This is a genomic window from Corynebacterium mycetoides (genome assembly GCF_900103625.1).
In the GTDB taxonomy this organism is placed as follows: domain Bacteria; phylum Actinomycetota; class Actinomycetes; order Mycobacteriales; family Mycobacteriaceae; genus Corynebacterium; species Corynebacterium mycetoides.
In genome coordinates this window covers 2,185,955-2,201,190 of record NZ_LT629700.1, presented here as the reverse complement: position 1 = coordinate 2,201,190, position 15,236 = coordinate 2,185,955, and the positions used below count along the sequence as shown (strand labels likewise).

At 64.1% G+C, this 15,236-nt stretch carries 10 protein-coding genes and 3 pseudogenes; 6 read left to right on the top strand and 7 right to left on the bottom strand.

What is annotated here, in order from left to right:
• Positions 1-120: 120 nt before the first annotated feature.
• The 5 genes and pseudogenes from BLS40_RS10570 to BLS40_RS10550 all read right to left on the bottom strand — a co-directional run bounded on the left by BLS40_RS10570 (position 121) and on the right by BLS40_RS10550 (position 5,323).
• Positions 121-771 (bottom strand): vitamin K epoxide reductase family protein, encoded by a 651-nt coding sequence (locus tag BLS40_RS10570; protein ID WP_035123041.1) that lies wholly within the window; start codon positions 769-771, stop codon positions 121-123.
• A 9-nt stretch (positions 772-780) separates the two neighbouring features.
• A complete protein-coding gene (locus BLS40_RS10565) occupies positions 781-1,488 on the bottom strand; it encodes a thioredoxin domain-containing protein (protein WP_035123040.1) in 708 nt (235 codons plus the stop codon).
• A gap of 101 nt (positions 1,489-1,589) precedes the next feature.
• Positions 1,590-1,921, bottom strand: a pseudogene (locus tag BLS40_RS10560) (ArsR/SmtB family transcription factor).
• A 146-nt stretch (positions 1,922-2,067) separates the two neighbouring features.
• Entirely contained in the window at positions 2,068-2,859 is a 792-nt protein-coding gene (locus BLS40_RS10555) for a M23 family metallopeptidase (protein WP_092151906.1), read from the bottom strand.
• A gap of 346 nt (positions 2,860-3,205) precedes the next feature.
• A complete protein-coding gene (locus BLS40_RS10550; RefSeq protein ID WP_092151904.1) occupies positions 3,206-5,323 on the bottom strand; it encodes a bifunctional copper resistance protein CopD/cytochrome c oxidase assembly protein in 2,118 nt (705 codons plus the stop codon).
• Between the two features lie 313 nt (positions 5,324-5,636).
• On the opposite strand from BLS40_RS10550, the gene BLS40_RS10545 reads away from it, so the two are divergent.
• The 6 genes and pseudogenes from BLS40_RS10545 to BLS40_RS10515 all read left to right on the top strand — a co-directional run.
• A complete protein-coding gene (locus BLS40_RS10545; RefSeq protein WP_042622850.1) occupies positions 5,637-6,197 on the top strand; it encodes a copper resistance CopC family protein in 561 nt (186 codons plus the stop codon).
• Between the two features lie 173 nt (positions 6,198-6,370).
• Positions 6,371-6,736 (top strand): Cd(II)/Pb(II)-sensing metalloregulatory transcriptional regulator CmtR, encoded by a 366-nt coding sequence (gene cmtR, locus BLS40_RS10540; protein WP_035120002.1) that lies wholly within the window; start codon positions 6,371-6,373, stop codon positions 6,734-6,736.
• Entirely contained in the window at positions 6,733-8,706 is a 1,974-nt protein-coding gene (locus BLS40_RS10535; RefSeq protein WP_172808030.1) for a heavy metal translocating P-type ATPase, read from the top strand. Before cmtR ends, BLS40_RS10535 begins: the two co-directional genes overlap by 4 nt.
• Positions 8,707-8,770: 64 nt before the next feature.
• A pseudogene (locus BLS40_RS10530) lies at positions 8,771-9,810 on the top strand (SURF1 family cytochrome oxidase biogenesis protein).
• A 122-nt stretch (positions 9,811-9,932) separates the two neighbouring features.
• A complete protein-coding gene (locus tag BLS40_RS10525; protein ID WP_076600011.1) occupies positions 9,933-12,020 on the top strand; it encodes a heavy metal translocating P-type ATPase in 2,088 nt (695 codons plus the stop codon).
• 590 nt (positions 12,021-12,610) lie between these two features.
• Positions 12,611-13,455, top strand: a pseudogene (locus BLS40_RS10515) (IS256 family transposase); the annotation flags it as partial.
• Positions 13,456-13,520: 65 nt separating this feature from the next.
• Here the strand turns inward: BLS40_RS10515 and istB are convergent.
• Together istB and BLS40_RS10505 are read right to left on the bottom strand one after the other, a co-directional pair.
• Entirely contained in the window at positions 13,521-14,303 is a 783-nt protein-coding gene (gene istB / locus BLS40_RS10510; RefSeq protein ID WP_092151902.1) for an IS21-like element helper ATPase IstB, read from the bottom strand.
• A 25-nt stretch (positions 14,304-14,328) separates the two neighbouring features.
• On the bottom strand, positions 14,329-15,213 hold the full coding sequence (locus BLS40_RS10505) for a Mu transposase domain-containing protein (RefSeq protein WP_092151900.1): 885 nt from the start codon (positions 15,211-15,213) through the stop codon (positions 14,329-14,331).
• Between the last annotated feature and the right edge of the window lie 23 nt (positions 15,214-15,236).

The following is a 15,236-nucleotide window of genomic DNA, read 5'->3' as shown; positions in this document are numbered from 1 at the left end:
AGGGCTCAAGCGACACCACCGTCACCGGGTCTGGTGGTGGGGGTCGTCAGTGCTGCCGGCAGGCAGCTGCGTGAGCCCCGGGCTGTCGGTAGAGGCGTGAAAAACCACAGGGCATGAGCGTCAAAGGGTGGTGAAATCGGAGTAGAAGCTGAAAAACACCGAGGCGGCCACAGCGACGTACACCACGGCGATCAGGGTGCCTGCCCACTGGGAGGCAAACCGCACCACAGCAGGCGAGGCGGGGAAGAGGCCGTGGGCGAGGTTGCGTACTGTGAGCAGGATAAACAGCGGGACCATCATCGCCCACACCACCATGCAGTACAGGCACAAAATATGGATGACGAACAGCGCCTGGTACCACAGCCAGATGATGAACAGCAGGCCCACGGTCACACCCGCCTGCAGACCTCCCCAGTACCAGTCGGCGAAGCGTGCCCCCGACAGCATGGCCATCGCGGTGGTGATGACCACGGCGAAGGCGACGATGCCGATCAACGGGTTGGGGAAGCCGAAGAGTTCGGACTGCCAGGTTCCCATCACTTTTCCGCAGGAGACCAGGGCGTTGATGTCACAGGTGGTGACATGCTCGGCGTCCTCGTAGAGGGCCAGGCGTTCAAGCACCAGGATGCCGGAGGCCACCCAGCCGATCACGCCGGTGACCAGCAGGATGAGGGCGAAAGGACGCTGGCGGGCAAAGACCGGCAGGAAGGTGTCGTCGTTCGTCTCGGTCACAAGAACCTCATTGTCGTCGGCGGTGGCTGGGTGCGTCATGGATTCGGGTTAGTCGGCGGCGGCCGCGTCGACCTCGGCCCGGAACTGCTCCAGGGAGTCCGGGGTCAGGAGCTGACCGTCGAGGAAGAAGGTCGGGGTGCCGCGCACACCCAGGGCCGTGCCGTCAGCCACATCGAGTCGGACCCGTTCCTCGGTGGCCGGATCGGCCACAGCGGCGTCAAAGGCGGCCATGTCCAGACCCAGGTCCTCGGCGAAGCCGCGGAAGACCGCACTGTTGTCCTCGGCGGACTCACCCCACTCAGACTGGGTCTCAAACATCCGGTGGTACATCGCTTCGTACTGGCCCTGCTGGGCGGCAGCCTCCACAGCCACGGCAGCGGGCATGGAGTTGCGGTGACCCGGCAGCGGGAAGTAACGGTTGACGAAGGTGACGGTGTCGGAGTACTCCGCACGCAGTTCCTCCACGAAGGGGTAAGCCGCCCGGCAGGCCTCGCACTCGAAGTCGAGGAACTCCACCAGCACGGCCTTCTCGTTCGGCGCCTGGGACAGCACCCGACTGTTGTCCCGGACCACCTGCCCCGCATCACTGGCCACGGTTTCCGGGGCGGGCGCAGAAGCGGAGTCGGATCGGCCGAGGAAAAAGGCGACGATCCCGGCGATGACGACGATTGCCAATAACGCCCAGACAATGATCTGGGCTTTTCTCCAATTCCCGGAGGGCCGGGTGGAGGTGGTGCGGTTGGTGGGGGTGCTCACGAGGGGTCCGTTCTATCGCTGGTGGAAATTAAGGGGTGTCGAGGCCGTGGGCCCCGGGGGACCCGGCAAGGTGGCGACGAAGTCCTCCAGGACCGAGGCGGTCATGAGCAGGTGCACCCGTCCGGCGAACAACAGGCCGGATCGATGGTGACCACCAACTCGAGTAACTCACCGAGGGCGTGACCCAGTTGGGGGTCAGCCAGTGAATACCAGACGTTGCGCCCCTGGGGGTGGAGGCCACCAGCCCGCATCCGCGCAGACAGGCCAACTGATTCGACATCACCTGTTTGGAGACATCCAGCTGCCGGGCCAGGTCCGAGGGTCGGGCGGGCCCGTGGCGCAAGGCCAACAGGATCCCGGTCCGGGTGTCATCGGACAGGGCATGGCCCACCCGGGACAACGCCGAGGTGTGAGTGACGGTCACCGTGCTCATAATCGTAGACAGTACACAATCCCCTGTACTACTCCTCGGTGCCCTCGGCGGAGGAGTGTGAGATGACCGGGAGCATGTTTACATCCGGACCACAGGCGCTGGCCTGAGGGTCAGGACCGGGTTTTCTCCCGGGTGGGGGGGGAAGGTTAGAAGGTGATGCCGTGCTGGGCGAACCAGGGGGCGGGGTCGACGGCGCCGCTGCCGGTCGGGTAGAGCTCAAAATGCAGGTGGGAACCGGTGGAGAAACCTCGGTTGCCCATGCCGGCGATCTTCTGGCCGGCGGTGACCTGCTCACCCACGCTGACATCGAGGGTTTCCATGTGGCCGTAGACGGCAATGGAGCCGTCATCGTGCTGGATGCGGATCCACTGGCCGAAACCGGAAGCCGGTCCGGAGTCGATGACGGTGCCACCCATGGCCGCAAGAATTGGGGTGCCCACGACGTTGGCGATGTCTAGTCCTGCGTGGAGGCTGCCCCAGCGCATACCGAAACCGGAGGTGAAGGTGCCTTCAGTGGGTTTGACCACGGATGAGGCGTTGGCCAGGCGTTCTGCCTCAATGCGTTCTGCTTCCAGACGTGCGGCCTCAGCGCGGGCGGCCTCGGTGCGCTCGGCGGCGTACTCAACCGCCTTGTCCAACTGCTCGTTGATATTGGTTACCGGCTTATACTCTGAGATCGTCAGGATCTGCGGGGCCGTCTCCGTCGTGTCCGGGGGCAGCGCGGTGTCATTGGTGGCCAACTGCACGCCACCGACAGTGTCCTGCGGGGAGATCGAGGCTTCAGCCTGGGTCTGCAGCGTGGCGGCGGCGGCACCCCCGATACCCGCGGACGAGACCGCTCCCGTGGCCACGGCCACCAGGGCTACGCGGCTCTTGGTTTGCGAGGTGGGGATCTTGCGGTGTTTTCCTCCGGCTGATCGCTGGGCCTTCATGAGCATGAATCTTCTTCCGTCGTTGTCCGTTGTCCCGCCACACTCGATCTCACCGTTGTACTCGTTAGAGACGAAATTGTGACCGTTCCGTTACCTGATGGAGGTAACGTTAACCCCTCATCCCCACCGAAGTCACCTCCGGAGTCCATTTAGTGATCTATATCATAGTTTCCTCGGCTCCTAGTCGGAGAGGGGTCTGTGATGGGCGGGCGGGATCACCAGGGGAAAGGCCTGTCTCGGGCTTGTCGCTGAGCTCGTCGAGGCATGGGCCATGGCCGCGGGAGCCCGGGAGGAGGTCACGCGGCCAGTTCCTCGCTGGCCCCGTGAGGGGCCGGCGGTGAGACCGGGGTGGTTAAGGCTGGTCGGTTGTCCGGATGCCGTGGTCGGACGTGGGGGTCTTACCGTCCGCGGTGGGGCCGAGGAATGCGGTGTGGTTTTCGTTCTCGGCGTTGCTACCGGTGGTGGTCTTTTCCTCGTTGCCCGTGGTTTTCCCGACCGTGCCCGGCCATTGGCCGATGAGCAGGAGGGCGACGACGGCCAGTGGGACCACACCTGTGGCCCAGGCCAGGACGGCGGTGCGTTGGTCGGCGAGCAGATCGAGCTCCCAGGGCAGGAGCAGGGAGCGGTAGAACTCCTCGCCCAGAATCGTGTCCAGGCGCAGGAGATAGACCCCGACGAGCAGGTGGACAGGCAGGGAGGCAACCAGCCACCCCAGGCGGATGGTGGCCGGGCGCCGGCGCGGGATCGGGTCGGGTCCGAGCATCCCCCAGACGTAGAAGCAACCGGAGACCAGGAGCACGGCGTTCATGATCAGCTGCCCCGCGTACTTGGAGATCAGCAGCTCATAAAGCGGGATGAACAGGTACATGACGTAGAAGAACACCAGGAACTGCAGGGTGTTGACCACCGGATGGGTGATCACCCCCACCAACCGGCTGCGGGTGAAGGCGCGCACCCAGTCGTGGATATTCGGCCTACCCGGGGCCCCCGGGGCGAAGGCGGTCATCAGCAGGGTCAGCGGGGCACCCAGCACCAGGAAGATGGGGATGACCAGCGACAAGATTATGTGGCCGACCATGTGCACCGAGAAGACCGCGGGCATATTCAGCCCGATCCCGGAGCTCATCGTCACCAGCAGGGTCACACATCCGGCCAACCACCAGGCGGTGGGGGTACTCGACCAGGTGTGACCTGCCTGGCGGGTGCGCCACACAGCGGCCAGATAGCCGACGGCCAGCAGCAGGGCGAGGGCACCAAACAGCAGGTCAAAGCGCCACATGCCCCACACGTTGAGGATGGTGGGCTTCTCGGACAGCTCGTAGCCGAGCTTGGTGGCCATCTGCGAGAGGTTCGGGATGCGCGGTGGGGGCGGCGGGGTGCGCCCCATGGTGATGGCGATACCGGTGACCGCCGCCATGACAAGCACCTCGACGATGGCGACCTGGCGGAACAGGCGGCGATCAGCGGGGTTGGCCTGCACCTGCGGAATGACCCACGCCCGGTGGATCCACCCGAAGACACCGAGGATAATCACGCCGATGGTCTTGGCCACGATGATCAACCCGTAACGGGTGGTCAACAGATCCGTCAGCTCGATGCGGATGGCGGCGTTGACCAGCCCGGACATGGCCATGACGATGATGGAGACCAGGGCGATCGTCGAATAGCGACGCAACGCAATATCCAGGTCAGGTCCCAGGCGACGCCCGTGGGCGAGCAGGGCCATGAGCCCGCCGACCCAGATGACCAGGAAGATCAGGTGCCACAGGTAGGAGTTGGTGCCGTGGTCGTGGTTACCACCCGAGGAAGAGTGTCCCGTCAGGCCCAGAGGGACGACCATGAGAATCGCCCCGAGCAGGAGCAGGGGTTGGGTGATCCACGCCCGGTTCATCATGCCTGTAAGTCCGGTGACCAGGGCAATAAGGGCCACGATCAGCCACACCTGGGCCATGGCCACCTGTTGGAGGGCCACCACCAGGGCTTCCATTCCCAGTGTCTGGGCCAGGGGTGTGCCGGAGACATCCGAGATCACCAGCGGGATCATCAATAACGCAACAAGCCCAAAGCAGAGGGCCGCGACTGCACCGGTACGCGAGGCCAGGTGCCCGTCCACACTCAACGAGGCCTGGTGCAGGCGGTCGTTATCACCGCCGGGCAACCGTGGGGAGATGAGGAAAGCGGAGAACAGGAAAGAACCGGCCGACAGGGCAGCGAGCATCCAACCGACCGCGCGGAAAAACGGCAACCCGAAGGTGGTCGCGATGCCCGGGTTGGGGATCCCCAAGGCCGCGAGGGATTCGCCGAGGAAGCTGTAGGCAACCGTCCCGCCGACTGCACCGGCGACGGCGAGAAAGAGCAAGTACAACGGCCACGTGGGGCGTACCCGCTCCTGAGGCCGGCTCCCGATGGTGGGGGTCTTCCCTGCGGTCGTATCCGTGGCAGTGGGGGTGTCATTTACCGGGTGGGTCATCTGTGTCCATTTCGCCGTCCAAGCCGCCTCCGCTCTCCTGATGCGTTCGGAAGCTGGCGTGGGGTTCACCCTAATGGGGCCTGCTGGTGTTCTTGTAAATTGCCCAGGGACCAGTATCTTCCCCCGGTTCACCCCCTGCAGGGGTGCATCTACCTGTGAAGAACAACACCCGGTGAAGGCGGCGTGGCCGGGAACTTTCCCCCCGTCCGTTCCGACCACTCTCTTGGTACCTCCCGCAAGCAGGTGCCTTAGTCGCTCACATCCGGTTGAAGAGCCGGCCCAGTCCAGGAGGACTTTCGTGATCATCTCTCCCATGCTCCCTCGTCGTGTCATCGCCGCTGTGGTGGCGGTCGGTGCCCTGAGTGTCGTAGCCACCCCGGCTGCCCTTGCGCATGACTCGGTGATCGGTGGCAATCCCGCGGACGGTGAGGTGGTCGAGGAGTTCCCGCGCAGCATCGAACTGGAGTTCTCGGGGCTTCCCCAGGAGGGTTTCAGCACCGTGGCCATCACCGATCAGGATTCCGGTGACCTCCTGTTCAGTGGTGAGCCGACCATCAAGGATCGACTGGTGACCCTCGACCTGCCGGCGGATATCAGTGGTGGACCAGGCGACTACACCGTGGGCTTCCAGATCCTCTCCTCCGACGGCCACGCCACCCGCAGCTCAACCACCTTCACCGTCGCCGGCGACGCGGCCGCTGCCACCACGGGTGACGCCGAGCCGGTGGAGGAGACCCCCGCTGCCGAGAACACCGCCGAGGAAGACACCTCCGGATGGAGCGATCTGATAGTCCCGACCCTCGTGGGACTGGCCGTCTTCGGGGCCATCGCCGGTGCCGGTGTCCTGGTCGTCCGACGTCGTGACGCGCGTTAAAGAGTGAAAGAGGCACCCGGTACATCCTCCCGTGCAGATGTGCCATGCCACGGGCCCCTCTTCCTGCCTCCGGATATGTCTCAGGACCCCCACCTGATGCTGGCCAGGTACCCGAGGACGACCCCGCCAGGGGATGCTTGCAGATTAGTCATTCACCACTGTATGGTCAGCGCATGCTGACCATTGCTTCCCGTCTCGATGTGATGAACCGCCTGGGTCGTGCCATGGCCGATCCCACGCGGTCCCGGATTCTGTTGTCCCTGCTCGATGCCCCGAACTATCCGGCGCAACTGGCCCGGGAACTAGGGTTGACGCGCTCAAACGTCTCCAATCACCTGACGTGCCTGCGGGACTGCGGGATCGTGGTCGCCGAGCCAGAGGGGCGGCGCACCCGCTATGACATTGCTGATGCCCACCTGGCTCAGGCCTTGACCGCTCTGCTGGAGACCACCCTCGCCGTCGATGAGGACGCCGCCTGCCTGGACCCGCAGTGCCCGGTTGCCGGTTGCTGCGATACGGACGGAGGCCAGCAGTCATGACGTCTGCCTGTGGTTGTGAACCGTCCGCACCGATGACCGAAGAAGATGAGCACACCCCGTGGTGGCGTGACCGCGCCATCCTCCTCCCGGTGGCTTCCGGACTGACCCTGCTCCTCGGCCTGATCCTCGAGTGGTTTATCCCGGGGGCCGGACTGATGGCCACCACCTTGTTCTGGGTTTCCCTTCTGCTGGGTGCTTCCCAGTTCGTTCCCGGGGCACTCAAGGGGCTGTTCACCTCTCGCCGACTGGGCATCGGGTTACTGATGACCATCAGCGCCACCGGTGCGGTCCTGCTGGGATTCATTGAGGAGGCCGCCGCCCTGGCCTTCCTCTACTCCATCGCCGAGGCGCTGGAGGATAAGGCGATGGACAAGGCCCGTTCGGGCCTGCGCGCCCTGCTGACACTCATCCCCTCGACCGCCACGATCGTCGCTGCTCACGGGGGTGCCCGCACCGTACAGGTCGAAGACCTCGTCCCCGGGGACATTCTGCGCCTGGCCGCCGGGGAACGCCTGGCCACCGACGGGGTGGTCCGCTCAGGTCACAGCAGCCTGGATGTCTCGGCGATCACGGGTGAATCCATCCCCGTCGAAGTCGGGCCCGGCGATGCGGTGCTGGCCGGATCCATCAACACCTCCGGCGCCCTCGAGGTCAAGGCCACCGCCGCCGGCACGGACAACTCCCTGACCACCGTCGTCAAGCTGGTGGAGCAGGCCCAGAACGACAAGGGCCGACGGGCCCGGATCGCTGACCGTCTGGCCCGCCCCCTGGTGCCCGGGGTCCTCATCCTGGCCATCCTCGTGGCCGCCATCGGTTCCCTGCTCGGTGATCCCGGTGTGTGGATCGAGCGTGCCCTGGTCGTCTTGGTGGCCGCTTCCCCGTGCGCGTTGGCGATCTCGGTGCCGGTCACGGTGGTCTCGGCAATCGGGGCGGCCAGTAAATTCGGTGTGGTCATCAAATCCGGCGCCGCCTTTGAACGCCTCGGCGGCATCCGGCATCTGGCCCTGGACAAGACCGGCACCCTGACCCGCAACCGACCCACCGTCACGGAGGTGCTCACCACCGGGGGAGTCAACCGGGCCGAGGTCCTCGACTGGGCGGCGGCACTGGAGGCTCACTCCACCCATCCGCTGGCCGCGGCGATCACCGCCGCCGCACCCCACCCTCCGGTGGCCCAGCAGGTTTCGGAGGCCGCCGGCCAGGGCATTACCGGAGTCATCACCGGAACCCGGATTGCCGTGGGTAGCCCCCGCTGGCTTTCCCCTGGGCCTCTGGCCACCGAGGTGGAGTCCCTGGAAGAACAGGGCATGACCGTGGTCATCGTCCACCGCGACGACCAACCCGTCGGGATAGTCGGGGTCCGCGATGAACTACGCCCCGAAACCCCCGAGGTCATCAGGTCACTGACTGCCGAAGGCTTCGGGATCACCATGCTCACCGGCGATAACACCCGCACCGCCCAGGCCCTGGCCGTCGAGGCCGGCATCCAGGACGTCCGTGCGCAGCTGCGCCCGGAGGACAAGGCCCGGGCCGTGGCTGACCTGCATGAGCGGGGTCCGGTGGCGATGATCGGCGACGGCATCAACGACGCCCCCGCCCTGGCCTCGGCAGACATCGGCATCGCCATGGGTGCCAGGGGCTCGGACGCCGCCATCGAGTCCGCGGACGTGGCGTTTACCGGCGATGACCTGCGCCTGATCCCCCGTGCCTTGCACCATGCCCGCCGGGGACGGGCCATCATCAACCAGAACATCGTCCTGTCCCTGGCGATCATCATCGTTTTGCTCCCGCTGGCGATCACCGGCGTGCTGGGACTGGCGGCGGTGGTCCTGGTCCACGAGGTGGCCGAGGTCATCGTCATCACCAACGGCCTACGGGCCGCCCGCACCAAGCATCCTGACCTCAACCCGGTGGCGACGGCCACGGTTCCCACGGATGAGGATGCGCACGGAAAGACCCGGGTCTACTAGTGTTTTCACCCATCAGCACACTGGAAAAGAATGCATTTTCTCACCGGACGGGGAAGTAGAAGTCATGGCCGTGAGCAGCACACATGAACGCAGGTACGAGCGGGCCGCGCAGAAGAAGGGCTGGAGGACATTCCTCCGGCCCGGCTGGGTGTTCGGTGTCCTCGCCATCATCGCCTTCTCCTATTTCTCCTTTACCTTTCTGGCCCCATGGCAGCTGAGCAGGGACGGTGCCATCGTCGAGCGCAACGATCAGATCGAGGCCGCCTTCGAGGTCGAGCCCGTCCCCGCCGAGGAGGTCTTCGACGCCCAGGGCAGCATTGAGCCTGAGGAGGAATGGGCGCGGGTCATCCTTGAGGGCCACTATCTGCCCGAGGATGAGGTCTTGATGCGCAACCGTCCGGTCGACTCCTCCCCCGCCTTCCACGCCCTGACCCCCTTCCAGCTGAACTCCGGTGAGGTGATCCTGGTCAACCGTGGTTTTCAAACGCCGTTCGAGGGCGGTGTCCCCCCGATGGACACCCCGCCGACCGGTGAGCAGTCCATTCTCGGCCACGCCCGATTTGCCGAGCAGACACCGATGTCCCCGCCGATCGAGGACCAGGGCTACCGCCAGGTCTACGGCATCAACACCGAGCAGAGCGCCGAGGTGACCGGCACAGATCTCGCACAGGACTATGTGCAGCTGGCCGAGGGACAGGCCGGGTAGATCAACGCCATCCCGGTGCCCATGCTCGACCGCGGCTCACACCTGTCCTACGCCTTCCAGTGGATCGCCTTTGGCATCATGGCCCGCTCGGCCTGGGCTACTTCATCTGGGCGGAGTTAAAGGAACGCCGCCGCGTGCGCCGCGAGGAGGCCGAGCTGGCCGACGGATCCGCATCCTCGCAGCAGACCGGGGACTCCCAGGACGAAGAGACAGATTCCGACACGGTGGGCGCCCTCCGCACCACTCACCCGGAAAATGGCACCCAGGGTCTCGCCCATGCCCAAGCCCCTACTTCCGCATCCTCTGGTGCCCGTGCACGCATGTTGCACGACCGTTACGGCGACAGCCAGCCGAACCACTCCCGGAAATTCACCAACCGCCGGCGCGAGCGGTTCTAAGCGCAGCCTTGCGCACCACACGTTGCGGCCCACTCGATGTCTATACGGAGGGTGCGGGAGGGGATGCCCTCAAGGATTTTAATAAGCTTTCAATAAGGGGTTTTCCCCGTTAGGCTACAGGCATGAGCGAGCACGATCATGACCCTGACCCCGGCGACTACGCTGCCCCGAACGGATCCCCCACAACCCTGACACCGACAGCGCCGACCACCCCTACCGGCGATCATGCCCACGGCTCCGCACGCTGGGAGTTGGGGTTCGCGATCGCCGCCGGCGTCACTTACGCCGGTGGGATGATTGCGCAGTTCGCCTTGGGGCTGCCGATGGTCGGATGGCCGTTGGCGTTCTTTCTCGCCACCTACTTCTTCGGTGGGTTCTTCACCATCCGCACCGCTATCTCCTCCACGCTGCGGGGGAAGTTCGAGGTTGACTTCCTCATGCTTGTCGCCGCGGTCGGCGCTGCCCTCATCGGCCGGTGGGCGGAGGGAGCGGTGCTGCTGTTCTTGTTCAGCCTCGGCCACGCCCTCGAGGAGTACGCCCTCAGCCGCGCCAGCAAGTCCATTGAGGCCCTCGCCGAGCTCGCCCCCCGCAGCGCCCTGGTGCGCCGCGGTGATACCGAACCCGTGGAAGTGCCCGTGGAGGAGCTCGTGGTCGGAGACATCGTGGTCATCCGCCCGAATTCCCGCATCCCCTCGGACGGGTTCGTGATCTCCGGGATGTCCGCCGTTGATCAATCAGCGGTCACGGGCGAGTCGATCCCCGTGGAGAAGGAACCGGTGGCCGACCCACAGCGGACGATGCACACGATTGACACCCTCCCCGCCGCCAATCGAGTGTTCGCCGGCACCGTGAACGGGTCCGGCGTGCTCGAGATCGAGGTCACCGCGACCGCCGCCGACTCAACGCTGAGCAAAGTCGTCGAGCTCGTTCGCACCGCCGACCAGGCCGCGTCCCCGACCCAGCAGTTCATCGACCGGTTCCAGCGCTGGTACGTGCCCGCCGTGATCCTCGGGGTCATCGCCACCTTGTTGGTGTCGATGTTCGTGTTCGCGCAACCGTTCTCCGACGCTTTCTACCGCGCCATGACCGTGCTCGTCGCCGCGAGTCCATGTGCTCTCGCGATCGCCACCCCAGCCGCGGTCCTGGCGGGTGTGGCTCGCGCTGCCCGGGCCGGCGTGCTCGTCAAGGGCGGTGCCCCGCTCGAGACACTCGGACGAGTAGAGGCGATAGCGTTCGACAAGACCGGCACCCTCACGTGGGGCGCACCACGAGTGACCTCGCTCGTTCCCGCCGATGACACGTCCGAATCGGAACTGATCCCGACACTCGTGTCGGTCGAATCTCTCAGCGACCACCCCCTCGCCGCCGCGATCGTCCGCGACCTTGCACCCCGCGTCCCCGAGACCGGGCGGCTGGTGGCCACCGACCTCTCGGCACTCACCGGCCGCGGCATCACCGCGACGATCGACGGAGAGCGGGTCGAAATCGGCAACCTGCGCATGTTCGACGAACAGCAGCTTGAACTGCCCTCCTCGCTGGCCAAGGCCTACGCCGAAGCCCGCGACTCTGGGCAGACGTTGATGATCGTGCGTCGTGGTGACCGCTTCCTGGGGGTCGTGGGAGTGATGGACGCCTCCCGCGCCGAATCCGCCCAGGTGCTCAACGCGCTCCGGGACACAGGGGTCGGCCATCTGGTCATGATCTCCGGCGACAATCAGCGGGTCGCCGACGCGGTAGGTCAGGAAGTCGGCGTCGACACGGCGATCGGAGAGCTCCTCCCCGAGGACAAGGTCACTCACATCACGAGCCTGGCCAAGACATACCGCCCGATCGCGATGATCGGCGACGGCGTCAACGACGCCCCCGCGATGGCCCGCGCTGACGTCGGCATTGCGATGGGTGCTGCCGGGTCGACGGTCGCGTTAGAGACCTGCGACATCGCGCTGATGAGCGACGACCTCGGACGCATCCCGTTCGCTGTCCGGCTGAGCCGGGCCGCCAGCCGGATCATCCGACAGAACCTCATCGCCAGCCTCGCCATCGTCGTTTTCCTCATCATCGCGACCTTCCTTGGGCTTAATATCGGCGCCGTCGTGCTCATCCATGAGGGATCCACCCTCATCGTCGTCGCGAACGCGCTTCGCCTGCTCAACTTCCAGAAGGGCCAGGAACACGCCGGCATCGACCACGAAGAAAAGCCCACGCACTGATGCTTCTCCCCGCGAGTCACCAGTGGGGCCCGTGGCGAGAACAGTCCGTCCGATCTGTCGGAGAACCGCTTACCCCCACTCAACCCCCGGGCTATCCAGAGGAACTCACTCATGGATTGTCCCGTCAGCGGCACCGTATGGGTCATATCAGACGGGACTGGAATCAACATCGACTTCCGGACACTCCTTCCGGCCTGTCAGACGATCGCCGGGAGTTTGGTTCCCTGGGGGAAGCTCGCCTAGTGTCCTGCGCCGTTAATTCGCTGCTGGATCATTGTAAAATTGGGTATGGCACACCGAGGACCGGCGTTAGCCCCACTGACCTTGACCGATGATGAACGCGACCAACTGCAACGCTGGGTCCGGCGACGCAAAACCACCCAGGACCTCGCGCTCCGCTCCCGGATCGTACTGGAATGCGCAACCGGGGCATCGAACTCGGAGGTCGCCCGTCGGTTGGGGATCTCATTGGGTTGTGCCCCTTAGTGTGGTGTAATGCTTGCAGATGGTGGGCCCTGCGAAATAGTGGGGTGGCCACCGCCAGTAACCTTTCGACTCAACTACCACATCTCACCGAAAGGCACATGACGATGACCACTGCACCGTATTCTATCGACCCGGCAACCTACTTGGATGATCTGCTCGCCCAAGCTTCCCCGGACCTGATGCGGCAGATGCTGCAAGGGTTTATCAACCAGATCCTCTCCGCCCAGGCCGACACCGTTTGCGGCGCCGAATACGGTGTTGCTTCCACCGAGCGGGTCAACCACCGCAACGGGTACCGCCACCGTGACCTTGACACCCGTGTCGGCACGATCGATGTGGCAGTACCGAAGTTGCGCCACGGAGCGTTCTTCCCGGACTGGCTGTTAGAGCGCCGTACGCGTGCAGAACGGGCACTCTCAACGGTGATTGCCACGTGCTATCTCAAGGGGGTCTCCACCCGCAGGATGAATGACCTGGTGGCAACACTTGGGATTGCCAATATGTCGAAATCCCAAGTCTCACGCATGTCGGAAGAACTCGACGAGATGGTCACAGATTTCAAAAACCGCCCACTCGATCCCGGCGGGTACGCCTACCTGTCGTGCGACGCGCTCACGATCAAAGTCCGTGAAGGCGGCCGGGTGGTCAAATGCTCCGTACTGCTTGCCACCGGGGTCAACGCCGACGGCTACCGCGAAATGCTCGGCATGCATGTCGCCACCGCGGAATCCAACGCATCGTGGAAGGCTTCTTCCAAGATCTAAAAGCCCGCGGGCTGCGTGGTGTCTATTTGGTCACCAGTGACGCCCACGAAGGCATCCAGCACGCCATCTCCGAAGTGCTGCCTGATGCATCCTGGCAGCGGTGCCGCACCCACTTTGCGAAAAACCTCTACGAGAAAGTCCCGAAAACACAATGGCCGATGGTCTCGGCGATGTTCCAGACAATCTTGTGAGTGCTCTTCGAAATGTAGCCCACTGGCGCTCTTTGAAAAGTAGCCCAGTGTGGTCGTAGTTATTGTGCCTGATTTGTTTGTGGTGTTGTGAGTTCGCGGCCTTTGATGCGGTGGCTTACTCCTCGGTGTTGGAAGATTTTTGCGTGGTGGACGATGCGGTCGACCATGGCAGTTGCAACGGTGACGTCTCCGAAGCATTGGGCCCATTGGGAAAAAGCCAGGTTGGATGTGACGATGATGGATCCGTGTTCGTATCGGCGTGAGACGAGTTGGAAGAACAGGTTTGCGGCGTCTGCCTCAACGGGGATGTATCCGAGTTCGTCGATGATGAGCAGGTGGTATCCGCTTAGGCGTTTGAGTACGGATTCGAGTCGTCCGGTGTTATGTGCCTCGGTGAGTGTGTTGATCCACCCTGCGGCGGTGTCGAACAGTACTCGGTAGCCTTGCTGAGCAGCGGTTATGCCTAGGGCTGTAGCTAGGTGTGTTTTTCCGGTGCCTGGTGGGCCTAGAAGGACGACGTTTTCAGCGGTTGCGACCCAGGCACCGGTTTCTAGTCGAGCGATGTCGGCGCGATCGATGCCGGGTTGGGCGCTGAAATCGAAATCGGCGATGGTTTTGACTGCTGGAAAACCGGCTCGTTTAACGCGTTGGCGCGCTCCGGATTCAGCGCGTGCGGTGGCTTCTACTGAAAGTACCGCGGCGAGGTATTCCTCGTAGGTATACGATTCTGCGCGTGCTTGTTCAGCAATGGTGGCGTAAACGGTGTTGATACGTGGGGCTTTCAGCGTCTGTGACAGGTGCGCAATCGTTGCTTGGGTGTCGTGGGCGTGCGTGTGGGGCATAGTCGAATCCAATCTTCTTTGGGGGCTAGGCGATTGAGTCGTAGATGGCTAAGTCGGCTACCTCTACGTCGTTGTCTGGTGTGTGGTTGTGTCGTTGGGGTCCGGTGATTAGCTGTCGCATGCGTCGTGCGGCGTGTCGGTGGGCAGGGTCGGTGATGACGTGGTGTTTGCCCCAGTAACGCCGGTGGCAGGCAGCGATTTCGCCGGATGGTCCTGTGACAGTGATTTCTTCTAGACAGGTGCGCACGGTCACAAGCCTGTCGATGAAGGCGGGGTCGACGCTGTATTGGTTGGTGTCGACGGTGATGTAGTAGTTGCGTGGCAGGCGTACCGCAGGACGGATCCCGATCGTTGGGGTATACGGCGGAAGTGGACGCATGGACTGTTGGTCGGTGTGAAACAGATCGATCGGGCGGGTTTTCAACGTGGCATGGGTGCGGGTGTTGGCCACGGTGCTAAACCATTCATCGAGCTGGTCTTGCACATCCTGCGGGTTGCTGAAGTGCCGGCCTGGGAAAAAGGAGCGCTTCATATAGCCGTTGGTGCGTTCAACGATGCCTTTCGATTCCGGATCTCTCGGCGGGGCCTGGACGATCTTGGTGCCGATTGCACCGGCGAACGCAGCGACTGGCTCACACAGGCGGGCCTTGCCGATGCCGGCTTCCCGGTCCCATACCAGCCGGTCGGGCACGGCTTTAAAGTCGCGCTCGATGAGCTGCCACATCCCAGCTATCAGATCATCAGTTGTACGAGTCGGAAGCAGACAAGCCGCGGCGAATCGGGAATGCGATGCCGCCATCACTAGCACCGGGAATGGCCGGTGCACACCGTTTGCATCGGGCAGCCCGCCGGCGGCAAAAGTCAGGTCGCACTGGATTTCACGCCCGGGAAGATGGGTGAGCGTATCCACGGGGTGAGGCGGCCTGGGTTGGT